14 protein-coding genes and 1 pseudogene are annotated in these 18,983 nt (G+C 73.3%); 9 read left to right on the plus strand and 6 right to left on the minus strand.

Annotated elements, in window-relative coordinates:
* Position 1: 1 nt before the first annotated feature.
* Positions 2 to 1,399, plus strand: coding sequence for a protein kinase domain-containing protein (locus tag ACN27G_RS31650; RefSeq protein ID WP_421496332.1), 1,398 nt, complete (start codon positions 2 to 4; stop codon positions 1,397 to 1,399).
* Between the two features lie 19 nt (positions 1,400 to 1,418).
* Positions 1,419 to 3,224 carry a Stk1 family PASTA domain-containing Ser/Thr kinase gene (pknB, locus tag ACN27G_RS31655; protein ID WP_421496333.1) on the plus strand — a complete coding sequence of 602 codons (1,806 nt, stop codon included), beginning with the start codon at positions 1,419 to 1,421 and terminating at the stop codon, positions 3,222 to 3,224.
* Positions 3,225 to 3,346: 122 nt separating this feature from the next.
* Here the strand turns inward: pknB and ACN27G_RS31660 are convergent, their stop codons facing one another.
* From ACN27G_RS31660 to ACN27G_RS31675, 4 genes are read right to left on the minus strand one after another with little or no spacing between them, the layout of a single operon-like run.
* Positions 3,347 to 3,997, minus strand: a complete 651-nt coding sequence (locus tag ACN27G_RS31660) for an aminodeoxychorismate/anthranilate synthase component II (protein WP_421496334.1) — start codon at positions 3,995 to 3,997, stop codon at positions 3,347 to 3,349.
* 4 nt (positions 3,998 to 4,001) lie between these two features.
* Entirely contained in the window at positions 4,002 to 4,322 is a 321-nt protein-coding gene (locus ACN27G_RS31665) for a hypothetical protein (RefSeq protein WP_421496335.1), read from the minus strand.
* Positions 4,323 to 4,328: 6 nt separating this feature from the next.
* A complete protein-coding gene (locus ACN27G_RS31670) occupies positions 4,329 to 6,203 on the minus strand; it encodes a class E sortase (protein ID WP_421496336.1) in 1,875 nt (624 codons plus the stop codon).
* A complete protein-coding gene (locus ACN27G_RS31675; RefSeq protein WP_421496337.1) occupies positions 6,200 to 7,009 on the minus strand; it encodes a DUF881 domain-containing protein in 810 nt (269 codons plus the stop codon). The genes ACN27G_RS31670 and ACN27G_RS31675 overlap by 4 nt, the downstream gene beginning before the upstream one ends.
* A 226-nt stretch (positions 7,010 to 7,235) precedes the next feature.
* Between ACN27G_RS31675 and ACN27G_RS31680 the strand changes: the two genes are divergently transcribed.
* The 4 genes from ACN27G_RS31680 (at position 7,236) to ACN27G_RS31695 (ending at position 11,947) form a co-directional block, all read left to right on the plus strand.
* Entirely contained in the window at positions 7,236 to 7,499 is a 264-nt protein-coding gene (locus ACN27G_RS31680; protein ID WP_421496338.1) for a cell division protein CrgA, read from the plus strand.
* Between the two features lie 186 nt (positions 7,500 to 7,685).
* The gene (locus tag ACN27G_RS31685; protein WP_421496339.1) at positions 7,686 to 9,878 is read left to right on the plus strand and encodes a (Fe-S)-binding protein; all 2,193 of its coding nucleotides are present in this window, start codon (positions 7,686 to 7,688) and stop codon (positions 9,876 to 9,878) included.
* A 225-nt stretch (positions 9,879 to 10,103) separates the two neighbouring features.
* On the plus strand, positions 10,104 to 11,312 hold the full coding sequence (locus ACN27G_RS31690) for a sensor histidine kinase (protein WP_421496340.1): 1,209 nt from the start codon (positions 10,104 to 10,106) through the stop codon (positions 11,310 to 11,312).
* Entirely contained in the window at positions 11,303 to 11,947 is a 645-nt protein-coding gene (locus ACN27G_RS31695; protein WP_421496341.1) for a response regulator, read from the plus strand. The genes ACN27G_RS31690 and ACN27G_RS31695 overlap by 10 nt, the downstream gene beginning before the upstream one ends.
* 64 nt (positions 11,948 to 12,011) lie before the next feature.
* Here ACN27G_RS31695 and ACN27G_RS31700 read toward each other — a convergent pair whose 3' ends face one another.
* Positions 12,012 to 12,716, minus strand: coding sequence for a DedA family protein (locus tag ACN27G_RS31700; RefSeq protein WP_421496342.1), 705 nt, complete (start codon positions 12,714 to 12,716; stop codon positions 12,012 to 12,014).
* Between the two features lie 201 nt (positions 12,717 to 12,917).
* Between ACN27G_RS31700 and ACN27G_RS31705 the strand changes: the two genes are divergently transcribed.
* The 3 genes and pseudogenes from ACN27G_RS31705 to ACN27G_RS31715 form a co-directional block, all read left to right on the plus strand.
* Positions 12,918 to 13,667, plus strand: coding sequence for a hypothetical protein (locus tag ACN27G_RS31705; RefSeq protein ID WP_421496343.1), 750 nt, complete (start codon positions 12,918 to 12,920; stop codon positions 13,665 to 13,667).
* A 387-nt stretch (positions 13,668 to 14,054) separates the two neighbouring features.
* Positions 14,055 to 15,470 (plus strand): hemolysin family protein, encoded by a 1,416-nt coding sequence (locus tag ACN27G_RS31710; protein WP_421496344.1) that lies wholly within the window; start codon positions 14,055 to 14,057, stop codon positions 15,468 to 15,470.
* A pseudogene (locus tag ACN27G_RS31715) lies at positions 15,467 to 16,489 on the plus strand (hemolysin family protein); the annotation flags it as partial. The gene ACN27G_RS31710 and the pseudogene ACN27G_RS31715, both read left to right, overlap by 4 nt.
* A gap of 224 nt (positions 16,490 to 16,713) precedes the next feature.
* On the opposite strand, the gene ACN27G_RS31720 reads toward ACN27G_RS31715, so the two are convergent.
* Positions 16,714 to 18,723 carry an N-acetylmuramoyl-L-alanine amidase gene (locus tag ACN27G_RS31720; protein ID WP_421496345.1) on the minus strand — a complete coding sequence of 670 codons (2,010 nt, stop codon included), beginning with the start codon at positions 18,721 to 18,723 and terminating at the stop codon, positions 16,714 to 16,716.
* Positions 18,724 to 18,983: the final 260 nt, after the last annotated feature.

Below are 18,983 nucleotides of genomic sequence, written 5' to 3' on the forward strand. Positions count from 1 at the left end.
GATGCTCAAGCCCGGAGTCCTGCTCGGCAACCGGTACCGCCTCGACGAGCGGATCGCCGGTGGCGGCATGGGCGACGTGTGGCGGGGCACCGACGAGGTGCTCGGCCGGACGGTGGCGGTCAAGATCCTGCTGCCGGCGCTGCTGGACGAGCCGGGCTTCGCCGAGCGGTTCCGGGGCGAGGCCCGGACGATGGCCACCATCAACCACCCCGGGGTGGTGGACGTCTACGACTACGGCAGCGACCAGCAGATCGCCTTCCTGGTGATGGAATACGTCGAGGGCGACGCGCTCTCCCGGACGCTGGGCCGGGTCGGCCGGCTCACTCCGGCCCGCACCATGGCGCTGGTCGCGCAGGCCGCCGACGCCCTGCAGGCGGCGCACGACAAGGGCATCGTGCACCGGGACGTGAAGCCGGGCAACCTGCTGGTCCGGCCGAACGGCACCCTGGTGCTCACCGACTTCGGCATCGCCCGCTCGGCCCTGGTCGGCCAGCTCACCGCCGCCGGGTCGGTGCTCGGCACCGCCTCCTACATCTCCCCGGAGCAGGCGGCCGGCGAGGTCGCCACCGCCTGCTCCGACGTGTACGCGCTCGGTGTGGTCGCGTACCAGTGCCTCGCCGGCCGGCGTCCCTTCGAGGGCAACAGCGCGATCGAGATCGCCATGAAGCACGTCCGGGAGACTCCCCGGCAGCTTCCCGGCGACATCCCGCCGGCCATCCGGGCCATTGTCGAGCGTTCGATGGCCAAGGATCCGAAGGCCCGCTGGCAGACCGCCGCCGAGCTGGCCGCCGTGGCCCGGCAGGCCGCCGCCACGACCGGGATGTCGGGCCAGCCCGGCCGGCCGGTCGCCGCGCTGCCGCTGCCGCCGCAGCGGCCCGGCCAGCCGCCCGCGCCCCCGCACGGACCCACCTCGGTGCCGCCGGCCCCCCGGGTGCCGCCGGCCGCCGCCCGGGTGACCCCGCACTCGCCGGCCGTGCCGCCCGGCGCCGCCGCCCGGGTCAGCCCGCACTCACCGGCGGTGCCGCCCGGTGCCCGCCCGCCGGCCGGTGCGGCGGTCGGACCGGCCGGCTACAACCGGGGCGCCGCCGCCGTGCCGCAGCCAGCCCGGCCCCGCCCGGAGGCCGCATACTCGTATCCGGGGCGCCCGGCCGCACCGCCGCCGTCGCCCGGAAACCGCTCGTTGCTGATCGCGCTCTTCGTCGTGCTGGGGCTGTTGGTACTGATCTGCTCGGGCGTGATTGCCTTCAGGTGGAGAGAGAACCTCGACAACAGCAGCAGCATGCCAGCGCCGCAGGCGGCGATATCAGAGCTGCGGTCGGAAGCCGGACGCGACGCGCCGCGCGGCGCGCCGTACCGTCAGGTGGAGCGGACCGCGTACCCCGACGGGGTGACCAGATGAGCGAAGGACGACAGACGAGATGACGGCGCAGGCCCGCCTGCTGGGTGGCAGGTACCAGGTCGGCGAGCTGCTCGGTTACGGCGGCATGGCCGAGGTGCACCGCGGGCGCGACCTCCGGCTCGGCCGCGATGTCGCGATAAAGATGCTTCGGACGGATCTGGCCCGGGATGACACCTTCCAGATGCGTTTCCGCCGTGAAGCGCAGAACGCCGCCTCGCTGAACCACCCGGCGATCGTCGCCGTCTACGACACCGGCGAGGAGATCGCGCCGACCGGCGAGACCCTGCCCTTCATCGTCATGGAGTTCGTCAACGGCCGCACCCTCAAGGAGGTGCTCGCCGCCGAGGGCCGGCTGATGCCCCGCCGGGCTCTGGAGATCACCGCGGACGTCTGCGCCGCGCTGGAGTTCAGCCACCGGCACGGCATCATCCACCGGGACATCAAGCCCGGCAACGTGATGATGACCCAGACCGGCCAGGTCAAGGTGATGGACTTCGGCATCGCCCGGGCGCTGGCCAGCGGCGCCACCACGATGACGCAGACCAGCGCGGTGATCGGTACGGCGCAGTACCTCTCCCCCGAGCAGGCCCGGGGCGAGGCGGTCGACGCCCGCTCCGACGTCTACGCGGCCGGCTGCGTGCTCTTCGAACTGCTCTGCGGCCATCCACCGTTCGTCGGCGACAGCCCGGTCAGCGTCGCGTACCAGCACGTCCGGGAGGATCCGCCGTCACCGAGCGACCTCAACCCGGACGTCACCCCGCCGATCGACGCGATCGTGCTCAAGGCGCTCTCGAAGAACCCGCTCAACCGCTACCAGAGCGCGGCCGAGATGCGTGCCGACCTGCTCCGCGCGGCCGCCGGCCGGCCGGTGATGGCCACCCCGGTGATGCGCGAGGACGAGACGATGGCGATGTCGCACACCGCCACCACCCGGCAGATCCCGGCCGGCGCGGGCCGGCCGATGCCACCGGCCCGGGTCGGCGACGCCCGCCGCCGCAGGGCGTCCGCCTGGGTGATCGCCACCCTGAGCGGTCTCGGCGTGCTCGCGGTGATCGCCCTGGTCGCCGCCCTGATGCTCAACCGGGACGACGGTGCTGGCGAGGCGACCCCGGTCGAGGTGCCGAACGTGGTCGGTCAGACCCAGGAGGCCGCGGAGAACTCCCTGCGGCAGGCCGGCCTGACCCCGAAGACCGGCCCGGCGGACACCAGCGAGAGCTGCACGGTGGGTCAGGTCAGCGCACAGAATCCGGAGCCGCCCGCCACGGCCGCGCCGGAGAGCGAGGTCGAGATCCGGGTCTGCGAGGGCCCCGGCACCGTGGCGATCCCGGCCGGACTCGTCGGCAGCACCTTCGAGTCCGCCAAGGCCCGACTCGAGGAACTGGACCTGAAGGTCGACCGCAAGGACGTGGACAGCGACCGGCCCGAGGGCCAGGTCACCAAGGTCGACCCGGCCGAGGGCCGGAAGGTCGCGCCGGAGAGCACCGTGGTGGTCGAGGTCTCCAAGGGCAACGTCCGCGAGGTGCCGCGGGTGCTCGGGCTCGACGAGGACGACGCGCGGGACCGGCTGAAGGACGCCGGCTTCAAGGTGCAGGTCGTGGACGGTGAAGCGGTGCCACCCGCCGAGGCCGGCGAGGTGACCGGGCAGAACCCGCGCGCCGGGGAGAAGCGGGTACGCGGCACCACCGTGACGATCACGGTCAGCGTGCCGCAGGAGGAGGACGAGGACCCGCCGCCCACCCCCACTCCCACGCCCACCGACGACGGCGGAGGTGGCGGGCTCTTCCCACCGCTGAACCAGCCGGCGACCCGCTCCGGAGAACGCTGACCCGGTGACCCGTCGCCGGCGTGCCGTCCCCGGACGCCGGCGAACGGGTGGGGGCACCGCACGGTGCGTCGGCGAGTGCCGGGTCAGACCGTGACGGGCGAGCGGGTCGTCGGCGAGCCGCGTCAGACCGTGACGAAGGCGGCCCGGCGCCGGGCGTCGACCTCGGCGGCCAGCGCCGGTGCCCGGTCCAGCGCCGAGGGGAGGCCGCAGCCGGCGAGCCAGTTGGCGAGCATCAGGTGGCCGCCCTCGGTCAGCACCGACTCGGGGTGGAACTGCACGCCCTCGATCGGCAGGTCGCGGTGGCGCATCGCCATCACCACACCCGATCCGGTCCAGCCGGTCACCTCGATCTCGGCCGGCAGGGTCTCCGGCAGTACGGCGAGCGAGTGGTAGCGGGTGGCGGTGAACGGATCCGGCAGCCCGGCCAGCATACCCACGCCTCGGTGCCGCACCTCGGAGGTCTTGCCGTGCAGCAGCTCCGGCGCCCGGGTGACCGTGCCGCCGAACGCGGCGCCGATCGCCTGGTGGCCGAGGCAGACGCCGAGGATCGGCAGCCGGCCGCCGTACTCGCGGATCACGTCGAGGCAGATGCCGGCCCGGTCCGGCGTACCCGGGCCGGGGGAGAGCAGCACCCCGGCGACGTCGAGCCGGCCCACCTCGGCGACGTCGATCTCGTCGTTGCGGTGCACCTCGCAGTCGGCGCCGAGCTGGCCGAGATACTGCACGAGGTTGAAGACGAACGAGTCGTAGTTGTCGATCACGAGGACGCGCATCGGCCTACCTGGTCGGGCTCGGGGGCGGGGTGTTGTTCCGGGTGGTGTCGTAGGGCAGGTCGTGCTCGTCGCCGGGCGGCTCGTCACCGACGCCCGGCGCCTCGTCGCCCCCGGGCTCGTCGCCCCCGGGCTCGTCGCCCCCCGGCTCGTCGCCGGGCACGCCGCCCTCCTGTGTCACCTGGACGTCGTCGAACGGCAGCAGCGGCTCGGCCCACGGAAAGACGACGTACCAGAGCAGGGCGAGCGCGCTCGCCGTGATCAGCAACGAGCCGATCAGCTTGCCCGGCACCCCGAACGGCAGCCTGCGCCAGATCCACGCGTACATCGCCGGTCAGCCGCCCAGCTCGGCCGGACGGGCGGCCCCGGCCGCCTTCGGCTCGGTGCGCACCAGCTTGGCGTGCACGATCAGCCGCTGGTAGTTGTCGAACTTCGGGTTGCAGGTCGTCAGGGTCAGCATCGCCGTCGTCGGCTTCGCCTTCGGTTTGCCCGGGACCGGTGCGACCACCTCGACCTGGGTCGGCTTGACGATCCGGGTCTGCGACACCTGGTAGACGAACCAGGTGTCCTTGGACTCCACCACGATCGCGTCGCCGTTGTGGAGCTCGTCCAGCCGCCAGAAGGTGGCCCGGTTACGGTGGCCGGCGACCGAGAAGTTGCCGACCCGGCCGGGCAGTGCGCTGCTCGGGTAGTGGCCCGGGGCGTACCGGATGTCCTTCTGGGTCACCCCCTCCACCACGATCCAGTGCTTGTCCAGCTTGGGGATGTAGAGGCCGGCGATCGGTTTGCCCTGCACCGGCTTGCTCGGCTTGGGCGTGGCGGTGGCGCCGGGGGTGGGGGTGGGGCCGACCGTCGGATCCGGCTCGTCCCACTGCTGGGCCAACTGCTGACCGAGGTCGTCCTGATGCGCGTTGACGATCGTCGACTTGCCCCAGACCTCGTACGCCGCGAAGAGCAGGACGACCAGGCCGAACGTGATCAGCAGCTCGCCGGTGCCCCGGATGGCGGTCCTGATCCGGGAACCGAGCGACGGCCGGGTCAGCTCGGAGTAGACGCTCCGGTAGCCCTCCCGGGTCTGCTCCGCCCGGAGCCTGACGACCCGCTCGCTGCGTCGTGGACGCTGCTCCGGGTCTTCCCCGCCCGTCTCGCCGTCCCCGCCGTCCATCGCTGCCGGCCGGGGCGGGATCGCCCCGATCAGCGTGGTGGACTCGATGTCCGCCTGGCTTGGCGTGCCGGCGGAGCGGAGCTGCGGTAGTGCCGTGGTGGCGTCGTCCGAGGCGGGACGGCCCGGTCGCGGAGGGATCGGCGCGGTGGTCTCGGCATCCGGCGAGGTGACCTTCGGCATGAGCGCGGTCGGGGAGTCCCCGTGGCCGGCCCCGTTCGCGCGGTCGGCCCCGTTGGTGTGGCCGGCCCCGTTGGTGTGGCCGGCCCCGGTGGCGTGGTCGGTCCCGTGTGCGTGGCTGGACGTACCGCCGGGGCTCTGGCGGAGATCGCCGAAGGCGGTCGTGGCGGATGCCCAGGGGTTCGGCTCCGCAGCCGGGCCGGTCGGCCCGGACGGCCCGCGACCGGCACTGCCGGGCGGACCTGCCGCCCAGGCGCTCTGACCGGTGGCGGGACCTGGTTCCCAACGGCTGCCACCGTCCGGCTCCCGGAACGTGGCGGAGGAGGCCGCCTCCCGCCGGTCCGCCGGGGGACGGGCCGTCCGGTACTCCGGTTCGACCGGCAGGCGTCCGGAGCCGACCGGCGGGTACGGCTCGGGCTGGCGGCGTGCCGGGTGGTGCCCGCCCCGGCGCTCGCCGGGCGAGGCCGTGTGGCCGGGCGAGGCCGTGTGGCCGGGCGAGGCCGTGTGGCCGGACGAGGCGGGGTGGCCGTAGGGACGCGGCTCGGGTGCGAAGGAAGCCGGGTTGGCCTGGCCGGCAGCCGGGCGTGGTGCGGAGGCGCCGGTGGGAAGGCCGATGGTGTCCTCCGTGCCCGGCGACGCGGCCACGGGCGGGCGCGCCGCGCGCCCGGGTGCCGGCAGGACGTGGTCGACGACGATCCGCATCCGCCCGCCGGCCGGCTCGGTCGGCTCCGGTCGCGGCGTCGGGTCGGTCGCCGTGGGCTCCTCGGGCTCCGGCAGCCGGGGGATGAACATGGTCGCGTCGTCGCCGTCCGGCGCGCGGTGCCGGCCGTTGCGGGCAGGCGTCGGGTCGCCGGGCACCGGGCTCATCCCGGGACCTTGGCCGACCGGAGCCCGCCCGGACCGTCGTACGCCGGCATGGTCACGCTGGGCTCGACTGCCTCGCGGTATCCGAGCTGGTAGTGGGTGACGGCGTTCTTGAACAACCGGACCCCCTCGGATTCGGCGAGCGCTCGTTGCAGGGCGGCGGGATCGCCGATGGCGGTGATCTGAAACGGCGGTGAGAAGTTTTGGCCGTGCAGGAGCAGAGTGTTACCCACGCAGCGTACCGCGCTGGTGGAGAGGACGCGTACGCCCATGATGGTCATCGCCTCCGCACCGCCGGCCCAGAGCGCGTTGACGACGGCCTGTACGTCTCCCTGGTGCACCACCAGGTCGTCGTTGCTGGCATCGCCGGTCGCCATGCCGTCGCCCTGCTGGGGCGCGTCGTCGAGTTCGACGGTGATCCCGGGGCCGGTCAGTGCGGTGAAGCCGGCGGCCTCCCGGCTGGCCGCGGCCCGGTCCCGCTGGGCCGCCACCCGGTCGTCGGAGCCGGCGAGTGCCTCGGTCTGGCTCTCCACCCGGTCACGCAACGCGGCGGCCCGCTGCTGACCGGAGGCCACCTGTTCGCGGCGGTCCTCGATCAGTTGGGCGAGCTCGGGCCGGCGGTCCTCCCGCAGCGAGGTGCCGCCGGCGGTGGTGGCCGTGGTGGTGAAGAGCAGCCCGGCGGCAAGAGCGATCAGGGGTACGCCCACCGACCATCCCGGGCGGCGCTCGGCCGACCGCCGGGGCAGCAGACCCACGACGGCGCGGCGCAGCACCTTCCGCCAGGAGGCGACGCCGGAGGTGTACTCCATCGAGCCTTCCCCCTTACGATCATGCCGTTTTGATAATTATGTCCCAATGGCGGGAAATTACTCGCGCGATCCGGGCGTTCGACCTTCCGTACCCAACTGCCGGGGTCCGTGGCCGGAACGGGTTCTCGCGACTACGCTAGCTGTCGAACATTATTGGCCATGGACCGTCGCCCTTGCGTCCGGTTGTCAGGCCGGACGAGGATCACCACCCCCTCAGGAGAGCGCCGTGCCAAAGTCTCAGGTACGTAAGAAGAAGGTGTACACCCCGCCGACGGACGTCCGTCCCACGTCCACCGCGGCGACCCGCAAGCCTAGCCCGATCTGGCTGCCGGCCACGGCGGTCGCGCTGATCGTCTTCGGGATCGGCTGGCTGGTGGTCTTCTACCTGTCGGACATGGAATACCCCGTCGCCTCCTGGCGGTACTGGAACCTCGCCATCGGCTTCGGCGCGATGGTCGGTTCGCTGGGCCTGCTCTCCCGCTGGCGCTGACCGCGACCGCATCGCACCCCGCCCCCACCCGCCCTCTCGGCCGGCGACGGGTGACCGTGCTTGCGAGGATTGTCACGTTACCACCGAGTAACCTCGCCGCGTAGGCTGCAACACATCGCCGCCCCGGCTCGTGTAGCGCCGGTCCGGCGGAGACGGGTCAGGCAGCAGGACGGGGAGGCCAACAGCATGGGCAGCGTCCAGATCGTCACCACGATCCTCGCCGCCGCCATCACCGCGGTCGCGGTCTGGCTGGCGACGCGCGCGGTGCTGCGGATGACCGCCGTGATCCGGGTCGGCCAGCCCGATCCGGGGCGCTTCACCGACCCGGGCGTCCGGGCCCGGAACATGCTGGTCGAGACGGTCGGCCACACCCGGATGCTGCGCTGGAGCGTGGTCGGCGCCGCGCACTGGTTCGTGATGGTCGCCTTCGTCGTCCTCTCGCTGCTGGTGCTCGAGGCGTACTTCGAGGTGGTCACCCCGTCCGGCGGACTGCCGCTGATCGGGCACTGGATCGGCTACGGCCTGGTCACCGAACTGATCGGGATCCTCGGCACGGTCGGAATCCTGGTGTTGATCGGCATCCGGCTGCGTAACCGGCCGGGCAACCCGGCCCGCCGCTCCCGGTTCACCGGCTCGACCATGTGGCAGGGCTACTTCGTCGAGGCCGTGGTGCTGGCCGTACTGATCTGCGGTTTCCTGATCCGCGGCTTCAAGGTCGCCACCGACCACTTCGACTTCCCGGCCTGGGCCACCCCGGTCAGCCATGCCGTCGGCGGGCTGCTGCCGGACTGGGAGGCGGGCACCAGCGTCATCGCCCTGGTGAAGATCGCCATCTCGATGACCTGGGTGATCGTCATCTCACTGAACGTCACCATGGGTGTCGCCTGGCACCGCTTCGCCGCCTTCCCCAACATCTTCTTCAAGCGCGACCCCGGCCGGGCCGGCTCCGGGCTCGGCGCGCTGCGCCCGATGACGAGCGGCGGCGAGCCGCTCGACTTCGAGGAGGCGGATCCCGAGAAGGACCAGTTCGGGGTGGCCCAGGTGGAGCAGTTCACCTGGAAGGGCCTGCTGGACTTCACCACCTGCACCGAGTGCGGCCGGTGCCAGTCGCAGTGCCCGGCCTGGAACACCGGCAAGCCACTCTCGCCGAAGCTGCTGGTGCTCTCGCTGCGCGACCACGCGTACGCCAAGGCGCCGTACCTGCTGGCCGGCGGCGGCAGGGACGCCACCGGTGAGGAGAAGGCGACCGAGGCCCAGCTCGCGCACGTCGACGTGCTGGCGATGGCCGAGGCGAACCGCCCGCTCATCGGTGGCGCAGAGGAACAGGGCGTGATCGACCCGGACGTGCTCTGGTCCTGCACCACCTGCGGCGCCTGCGTCGAGCAGTGCCCGGTCGACATCGAGCACGTCGACCACATCGTGGACATGCGGCGCTACCAGGTGCTGATCGAGTCGAGCTTCCCCTCCGAGGCCGGCGTGATGCTGCGCAACCTGGAGAACAAGGGCAACCCGTGGGGTGCCCCGCCGAACACCCGGGAGGACTGGACCAGGGGTCTCGACTTCGAGGTGCCCCGGGTGGGTGAGGCCGAGGACTTCGAGTACCTCTTCTGGGTCGGCTGCGCCGGCGCCTTCGAGGACCGGGCCAAGAAGACCACCCGGGCGGTGGCCACCCTGCTGCACGAGGCCGGCGTCGACTTCGCCATCCTCGGCGAGGGCGAGACCTGCACCGGCGACCCCGCCCGGCGGATCGGCAACGAGTTCGTCTTCCAGATGCTCGCCCAGCAGAACGTGGAGACCCTGAACGAGGCGTTCGGCGACCGCGAGCCGGCCAAACGCAAAATCGTCGCCACCTGCCCGCACTGCTTCAACACCCTCGGCAACGAGTACGGCGAACTGGGCGGCCAGTTCGAGGTCGTGCACCACACCCAGTTGCTCGCCCACCTGGTCGCCGAGGGTCGGCTCACCCCGGTCCAGCCGGTGCAGGGCGACCTCACCTACCACGACCCGTGCTATCTCGGCCGGCACAACCGGGTCTTCACCCCGCCGCGCGAGGTGCTCGGCGCGGCGGCGGCCGGCGGGATCACCGAGATGCCGCGCAACCAGGAACGCTCGTTCTGCTGCGGCGCGGGCGGTGCCCGGATGTGGATGGAGGAGCGGATCGGCAAGCGGATCAACGTCGACCGGGTCGAGGAGGCGATGTCGACCGGGGCCGGGACGATCGCGGTCGGCTGCCCGTTCTGCTCGACGATGCTCAACGACGGGGTCAACGGCAAGGAGGCCGGCGACCAGGTCGAGGTCGTCGACGTGGCGACCGTACTGCTCCGCTCGGTCAGGCCGGCGGACCCGGCCGACCCGGAACCGGCCGCCACCGCAGGCTGACCCCGCCCGCCACGGGCCGACCTCCACCGCCACCCGCCGACGCGCTGCGCCACACCCGCCACGCCGACGCCCTGCCCCGCGCCACGCCCGCCACGCCGACGCCCTGCCCCGCGCCACGCCCGCCACGCCGACGCCCTGCCCCGCGCCACTCCCGGCACGCCGACGCCCTGCTGCGGCGCTCCCCAGCCCGCCTGCTGCGGAAAACCACACCGGTAGCCTCCAGAGGTGTCACCAGAGCCGGAAAAGATCCGTCGGGACGGCATGCCCGGCGCGCCCCGCCGGTGGCTCCGGCTCGGGGTCGGGCTGCTGGCCGGTGCGGTGACCGCAGCGGTGGAGCTGACCTACCTGCTCGGTCTCGGCTCGATCCTGCTGCTGCTTCGTACCCGGCCCAGACCCGGCCGGAGCGCGGCGGACGGGATCGTCGACAGCGCGGCGGACGGGATCGTCGACCGGATCGAGAGCGGAGCCCGCCAGTTGACCGAGGTCGAGCGGTGGCGGCTCGCCACCTTCCTGGGCAGCGAGAACGCGGCCGACTACAGCGGGCGACGAGCCGTACGCTATCTCGCGCTGCGCTGGGCGGTCGGGATGCTCGGCGGCTTCGTCCTGCTGCTCTTCGGCTGGGGTGTGCTCTCCGGCGGCGTCTGGGTCGCGGAGGCGCTGCACGGCGAGAGCGGCCCCGTGTCGCTGCTCGGCCAACTCGTCCTCGGAGTGGTCGGCCTCTTCCTGGTGGTGCGCGGCGCCACCGGTGTCGCCGCGCTGGACCGCCGGCTGGCCCGGCGGTTCCTCGGGCCGAGCGGGCGGGAGGTGCTCGAACGTCGGATCAGCGAGCTGGCCGCCAGCCGGGCCGGAGTGGTGGCGGCGGTCGACGCCGAGCGCAGGCGCATCGAACGGGATCTGCACGACGGCGTACAGCAGCGGTTGGTGGCCCTGGGCATGCTGGTCGGCCGCGCACGGCGGGCCGGCGACCCGGCATGGGCGGCCGAGTTGCTGCGCCAGGCACACGAGGAGTCCGGGCGGGTCCTCGACGACCTTCGCGAGGTGGCCTGGCGGGTCTATCCGACCGCGCTGGACAACCTCGGGCTCGCCGACGCGCTGGCCCGGGTCGCCGAGCACGCCGGAGTGCCGGTCCGGATCGACTACCGGCTGCCCGAGCGGCCGGTGGGAGCGGTCGAGACCGCCGCGTACTTCGTGGTCTCCGAGGCGGTCACGAACGCCGCCAAGCACGCCCGGGCCGGTCGGGTCGACGTGGAGGTCGCGCTCCGGGAGGACCGACTGGTGGTGACCGTCCACGACGACGGTGTCGGCGGCGCCGACCCGGCCGGCGGCGGCCTATCCGGGCTGGCCCGCCGGGTCGCCGCACTCGACGGCCGGCTCCGGGTGCGGAGCCCGGCCGGCGGCCCCACCACCGTCGTCGCGGAGCTGCCGTGCGGGTGATCCTGGCCGAGGACTCGACCCTGCTCCGGGAGGGGCTGGTCCGGCTGCTCGCCGAGGAGGGGCACGACGTGACCGACGCGGTCGGGAACGCCACCGCCCTGGTCGCGGCCGTCGCGGCGGATCCGCCGGACGCGGTGGTCGTCGACGTGCGGATGCCGCCGACCCACACCGACGAGGGGCTGCGCGCCGCCCTGGAGATCCGCCGCCGCTGGCCCGCCGTCGGGGTCCTGGTGCTCTCCCAGTACGTCGAGAAGCGTTACGCCGTCGAGCTGCTGACCAGCCAGAGCGGCGGCGTCGGGTATCTGCTCAAGGACCGGGTGGCCCAGGTCGGCGAGTTCCTCGACGCGCTGGTCCGGGTGGGCGGCGGCGGAGCCGCCTTCGACCCCGAGGTGGTACGCCAACTGCTGGCCCGGACCAGCCACGCCGACCCGCTGAACCGGCTGACCGTACGGGAACGTGCGGTGCTGGACCGCATGGCACAGGGGCACACCAACGCCGCCATCGCCGAGGCGTTGCACGTCTCGCAGAGCGCGGTCGAGAAGCACGTGAACGCCATCTTCGACAAGCTCGACCTGGTGCACGTCACCGGGTACAGCCGGCGGGTGCTCGCCGTGCTCCGCTACCTCGGCGGCTGAGGTGCAAGGAAGGGCCCCTTCTTATCGTTTTCTGTTGTAGAAGGGCCCCCTCCTTGCACCTTCGTCAGTGGCGGTGGCGGCTGCGGGGGCGGTGGTGCCGGACAAGGCGGGAGACGACGAACCAGCCGACGGCGATCACGACAGCCATGATCACCAGTTTCTGCACCAGACCGGCGTACTCCTCGACCCGGTGCCAGTTCTCGCCGAGCAGGTAGCCGGCCAGCACGAAGGCGGTGTTCCAGATCAGGCTGCCGAGGGCGGTACAGAGCAGGAAGGGAAGCATCCGCATCCGCTCGATTCCGGCCGGGATGGAGATCAGGCTGCGGAAGATCGGGATCATCCGGCCGGCGAAGACCGTCACGGCGCCGTGCCGGACGAACCAGGCCTCGGTGCGATCCACGTCGGCGAGCTTGACCAGCGGCAGCCGGGCGGCGATCGCCCGGGTACGCTCCCGGCCGAGCAGCGCGCCGACGTAGTAGAGCGCGAGCGCGCCGACCACCGAGCCGAGGGTGGTCCAGAAGATCGCCGACCAGAGGCCCATCTCGCCCCGGCTGGCGGCGAAGCCGGCGAGTGGCAGGATGATCTCACTCGGCAGTGGCGGGAAGAGGTTCTCCAGGGCGACCGCCAGCCCTGCTCCGGGCGCACCGAGCCGCTCCATCAGGTCGGTGGCCCACTCGGCGATCCCGGTCAGCGGCGGAGGTTCTGCGGCGAGTGCCGCTGGGCGGGTTGCCGGGTGTCCCGGATTGACCAGAACCGTAGTATCGATCATGAATTCGACGCTAGCCGCGGACGCCTGTACAGAACCTGGGGAGCGGCGCCCGACCGCCGGCCGGGGACCACAGTTTCGTCGCTGTGGTGAACCACATACTGTGTTCGCTCGTAAATGTCGATGTTGGATCGCTCCGGCAGGGTCCAACCGGATGACGGCGGGCCGGCGACGGCCCCACGACCGCGAGGAGGCGGGGGCCCCGTGGCGGAGAGCGCGGCAACCAGGACGGCGCCGGAGCCCAGCGGGCGACATCGGGCAGCCGGGGCGGCCGAGCGGCGGAGGCGGTCCAGCCGGCGGCTCCGGCTGGTCTCGACGGTGGGGCTCGGAGTCGGGCTGCTGCTGATCGCCATCCCGTTCGGGACGGACCTCCTCCGGACCGTGGGCCTGGACGGCGGGACCGGGCCGCAGGCCGGCGTGCCCACCGCGGTGACGGATCCGCCGGCGTCGCCACCGATCGCGACACCGCAGCCCGGACCGGCCGCCGACGGAACCGCACCGAGCGGTACGCCCGACCCGTCCCCCACGGCGCCGGACCCGAGCCCGACACCGCGGGCGACGACCCGCCCGACGCCGCCGACCGGTTCCCCGTCGCCGCAGCCACCGCTACAGGGCGCGGCGGTGCCGGCGCCGTCAGCGACCACCGGTACGCCCCCGGCCACCGACCCGGCCCCACCGGCCCCGCCGGCTGCCCCACCGCCTCCGCAGCCCGTCCTGCTCGGACCCGACGGCCGCAGCGATCTGGTGCGGATGATGGAAAGCTACTGCGACGAACACGTCGGCGGCCTGAGCTGGGCGGAGACCCGGGGCGACGGCTGGGAGTGCCGGCGGCTGCTGCTCTCGTCCCGAGCCGTCGACCTGGACCGGGCCTGCCGGGACACCTTCGGCGACGGCGCGTTCGCGGAGAACCCGCAGGGCCGGGACCCGTTCGGCTGGCGCTGCTTCCGCCGGTGAGGCCGACGACCCCAGCGGGCGGCTCAGCGGGCGGCTCGGCGGGCGGCTGACGCAGGCGACTGCGGGTGGCATGGGCGACCGCGGGTGGCATAAGGCGACCCACGCGCGGCATGGGCGACCGCGGGTGGCATGGGCGACCGCGGGTGGCATAAGGCGACCCACGCGCGGCATGGGCGACCGCGGGTGGCATGGGCGACCGCGGGTGGCATGGGCGGCTCAGCGGACGCTCCGTGCGCAAGGTGCCACGGTCGGCACCGGTTCCCCCGATCCGCCGTGGACGGGACCTCGCGGAACACCGGGGCCGCGTACTGTGCTCGATAGTCACGGGCGGGACGCAACCACGGTCGAGGTGAACGCATCATCGACGCCCTACTCCTCACCACCCTGTTGCCGCTGGCCGCCTTCGCCCTGCTGACCGCCGGCAACGCGTTCTTCGTCGCGGCCGAGTTCGCGCTGGTCACCGTCGACCGGGCGGAACTCGACCGGAGGGCGGCCGGCGGTGACCGGCGGGCCGGCACGGTCCGCAAGGCGCTGCGGGAGCTCTCCTTCCAGCTCTCCGGGGCGCAACTCGGCATCACCATCACCGCGCTGCTGACCGGCTATCTCGCCGAGCCGGCCCTGGCGAAACTCTTCGCTCCGGTGCTCCGGCCGCTCCTCGGCGACGCCACCGGCCGGGTCACCCCGTTGCTCGCCCTCGCCCTGGCCACCCTCCTCTCCATGCTCTTCGGCGAACTGGTGCCGAAGAACGCCGCGCTGGCCCGGCCGATGCCTGCCGCGCTGGCCACCGCCGCGCCGATGCGCGCCTTCTCCCGGATCTTCGGCTGGCTGATCCGGGCCTTGAACAACTCGGCGAACTGGCTGGTCCGGCGGCTCGGGGTCGAACCGCAGGAGGAACTGGCCAGCGCCCGGTCAGCCGAGGAACTCGGCCTGCTGGCGGCGATCTCGGCGCGGGCCGGTGCGCTGCCCCGGGAGACCGCGATGCTGCTGCGCCGGACGATCCGGTTCGCGGAGAAGCGGGCCGCCGAGGCGATGACCCCCCGGGTCGACGTGGTCGCGCTGCGGGCCACCGCCTCCGTCGCCGAGCTGCTGGCGCTGGCCCAGCAGACCGGCCGGACCCGGTTTCCGGTGTACGAGGAGACCGTCGACCTGGTCACCGGAGTGGCCGGGGTGCCGGACGCGTTGGGCGTACCGCCGGACCGCCGGGCCGTCACCACGGTGGCCGCGGTGGCGCGCGAGCCGGTCTACGTGCCGGAGAGCCTGGATCTGGACGGCGTCCTGGCGGCGCTGCGGGCGGCCGGCGCGGACCTGGCGATCGTGGTCGACGAGTACGGCGGCACCGACGGCGTGGTGACCGTGGAAGATCTGGTGGAGGAGCTGGTCGGGGAGATCGCCGACGAGTTCGACCCGGTCACCGGGGACGCGGCGGTGGACCCGGGCGACCCCGCCGGGCGGCAGGCGGGGCACGCGACGGCGGACGCCGGCGCAGGAGCGGACGTGCACGCCGACCACGGTGCCGGAGCGCCGGCCGGCGAACACCCGGTCGAGCCGACGGCGCCGGGCCGGGAGCGCGCCGTGCTGGTCGACGGGGTGCTGCGCGCCGACGAGCTGGTCGAGCAGGCCGGCTTCCGGCTGCCCGAGGGCCCGTACGAGACGCTTGCCGGGTTCCTGCTGGCCCGGCTCGGCCACATCCCGTCGGCCAGCGAGACCGTCGAGGAGCAGGGCTTCGAGTTCACCGTGGTCGAGGTGGTCCGGCACCGGATCGAGCAGGTCCGGATCGTCCGGCCCGAGGAGGCCGACGAATGATCAACGTACTGGTCACCCTCGGGCTGCTGCTCGGCAACGCCTTCTTCGTGGGCAGCGAGTTCGCGTTGATCGCCTCCCGGCGTACCGTGATCGAGCCGCTGGCCACCGGCGCCCAGTCCGGCTCCGGGGCCGGCTCCCGGCGGGCCCGCTGGGCGCTGTCGGCGATGAACCAGATCCCGCTGATGGTCGCCGGCGCCCAGCTCGGCATCACCATCTGCTCGCTCGGTCTCGGCGCCATCGCCGAGCCGGCTCTGGCCCACCTGCTGGAGGAGCCGTTCCACGCGCTGGGGCTGCCGGACCGGGTGCTGCACCCGGTCGCCTTCGTCACCGCGCTCGGCGTGGTCGTCTTCCTGCACACCGTGATCGGCGAGATGGTGCCGAAGAACATCACCCTGGCCGGCCCGGAGCCGGCGGCGCTCTGGCTCGGGCCGGCGATGCTGGCGTTCTGCGTGGCGACCAAGCCGTTGCTGCTGGCGATGAAGTGGACCTCCGCGCGGATCCTGCGGCTGTGGCGGGTCGAGGCCGCCGACGCGGTGAAGACGGTCTTCACCGCCGAGGAGCTGGCCGGGCTGGTCTCGCAGGCGCGTACCGAGGGGTTGCTCGGCTCGGAGGAGCACGCCCGGATCACCGGCGCGCTGGCGCTGCACCGCCGTACCGCCGGGGACGCGCTGCGGCCCTGGGCGGCGGTCACCACCGTCGCCGAGGACGTCTCGCCGGCCTCGCTGGAGGTGCTGGCGACCCGGACCGGCCGGTCCCGCTTCCCGGTGGTGCAGCGGGCGACCCGCCGGGTGCTGGGCTTCGTGCACGTCAAGGACATCATCGGGTACGAGGGAACGGCCCGCCGGGCGCCGGTGCCGCCGGAGCTGTTCCGGCCGCTGGCGGTGGTCCCGCCGGACCGCAGCCTGGCAGACCTGCTGCTGTCGATGCGCCGGGAACGCCGGCACATGATGCTCGTCAGCGACGGGCGGGTGCCGATCGGGGTGGTCACCCTGGACGACGTGCTCACCGCCGTCGTCGGCACGACCACCGATCGCGCCGGCACCGATCGCGCCGGCACCGGCCGCAGCGGCCCCGGGGGCGGTGGCGCCGACCGTGGTGGCGCCGACCGTGGTGGCGCCGACCGTGGTGGCGCCGACCGTGGTGGCGCCGACCTCAGTGGTACCGACCGCGCCGGAGCGCCGGCCTGAGCTGCGGCCCAGGCCGGCGCGGCCGGCTCAGCGCGCCCGGCGAGCGGCGCGGCCGGTCAGCGCGGTGCGCCGATCGGCGACGGGAGCAGCAGCACGTCGTCGGCGTTGACGAACATGATCCGGTGGCCGAACTGGATCTGGACATACCGCAGGTCGCCCCGGATCACCGTCCAGTCACCGGGTGACGAGCCGTCGAAGGTGCTGGCCCGGTAGTACTCGCTGGGCAGCACGTTGCCGACGGCGTAGCGCTGCCCGGCGGCGAGGGTGTACTGCAGTGGCGTGACCGCCTGCACCGGCACGCCGGCCGGATAGGCGTCCGCCTCCGGGTACGCCCTGCCGTACACCGGAATCGTCTCCCGGCCCGGCTTCGGCGTCGCGACCAGCCCGACCGACCACCTGGCCGTGGGGTTGCCCCTCGGGTTGTGGAACCAGGCCCTCTGTCCGAGATACCAGATCGCGGTCCAGTCGCCCTGCCGGCCGGCGAGCGCGTAGGTCTGCCCGGCGGAGGCCCGCGCCCCGTGGTCGGAGATGTGCATCGTGTTCGGGGTGCCGTCCGGGCGCAGCCCGAGGTCGTTGACGAGCGGTGCGTCGGCGGCTGGTGCGGCGCGCAGGATCACCGACGACGAGCCCCGGGCCGGGCACGGCACGCCGGTCGTCTCGCAGCCGGTGAAGGCCGGCCGGTTGGTGGCGAAGTCCGGGTCGATGGTGACCAGGCCGGCGGCGGGGATGCCGATGCCCCGGAACGGCGCCCGGAGCAGGTCGAAGTAGTGCGACCAGTCCCAGTACGGGCCCGGGTCCCAGTGCATGCCGCGCACGTTCGCCGGCAGGATGCCGGGGACGTTGTCGTGCCCGATGATGTGGTCGCGGTCGAGCGGGATGTCGTAGCGGTCGGCGAGGTAGCGGACCAGCTTGGCCGAGGTCCGGTACATCGCCTCGGTGTACCAGGTGCCCTGGGCGGCGAAGCCCTCGTGTTCGAGGCCGATCGCCTTCGCGTTGACGTACCAGTTGCCGGCGTGCCAGGCGACGTCGGCGCCCCTGACGTGCTGCGCGATGTGCCCGTCGGCGGAGCGGAGCGTGTAGTGCCAGCTCACGTAGGTGGGATCCTGGACGAGCCGCAGCGTGGTGTCGTAGCTGCCCTCGGTGTCGTGGATGACGATGTATTCGACCTTCTGCCGGGCCGGCCGGTCGGAGAGGTCGTGGTTGCCGTAGTCGCCGTCCCCGAACGCCTCGTAGGGGGCCGGGATCCACTCGCAGGAGATGCCGCGCGGGCACTCCAGCCCGTCCGGGCGGGGCCGGCCGGGCAGGCCGAGCCGGTCCAGCCAGGAGCGCTGCGGGACGGTCCCGGGCCGGGCGGGGAGGCTGATCCGGTGGCCGTCGTCGGTGGTCCGGGTGGCGCCGTCGGCGATGGTCCGGTACACCTCGTCGGCGAAGGCCGCCGCGGCGTCCGCGTGGTCGCTGCCGGCGTACCGGGCCACCGCGCCGTACCAGGCCGCCGGGTCGCTGGCCCGCCCCGTCGGCCCGGCCAGCGATGTCTGGTACGACGCCAGCAGCGCCGCCCCGCCCCGGATGTTCGCCTCCGGTTCGGCGCGCAGCCTCGCCCGGTCGACCTCGGTCAGCGCGGCGGCGGAGTCCAGGGTCTGCCCGCCGGGCGGCGCGGCACCGCTCCCGCCGACGCGCGGCCCGGTGGCCGTGCTGGCCGGCCGGGCCGGGGTGCTTGCCGGGCGGGCGGGGCGGGCCGGGTCGCCGCGCCGGTCCTCGCCGTGCTCGGGATGTTCCGCCGGTCCGCCGGCCAGCCCGGCGACGTCGGTGAGGTGCATCGGGCCGTACCCGCCGCTGGTGCTCGGCGTGCCGGCGTTCGTGTCCCAGCGGGACTCCAGATAGGAGACGCCGAGCAGCACGCTCTCCGGTACGCCGAACTCGGCGGCCGCGGCGGCGTACTCCCGTTGCCGGTCCTCCGGCGGTGCGGCGGTGGCGGGCGCGGTGCCGGCCGGCAGCAGCGCGGCGACGCCGGCCACGGCGGTGCTGAGCGCGATTTTCCTGCTCAGTGCTGTTGTGGTGCGACGCATGGAACCTCCCAGAGCCGGGGGTGGGCTTGATGATCACCCTCCACCCGACACCCGCCGGCGGTCAATACATGCCGAGCAAGGTCATCACTATGTAGAAAGTTTTCATCCATACCGAGAGTGTTCGGGAGGTTCCAGCGGTCCGCACCATCCGCGACCGGTCTGACACGAAACGAATCGATCCGGATCGTGGGTTGCGTTTGGATAACACCCTTCTCTAAGGTTGGGGACCGTCGAACCGACGGCAGGTCGCCCAGCCCGGG

This window comes from Plantactinospora sp. WMMB334, assembly GCF_049179095.1.
In the GTDB taxonomy this organism is placed as follows: Bacteria; Actinomycetota; Actinomycetes; order Mycobacteriales; family Micromonosporaceae; genus Plantactinospora.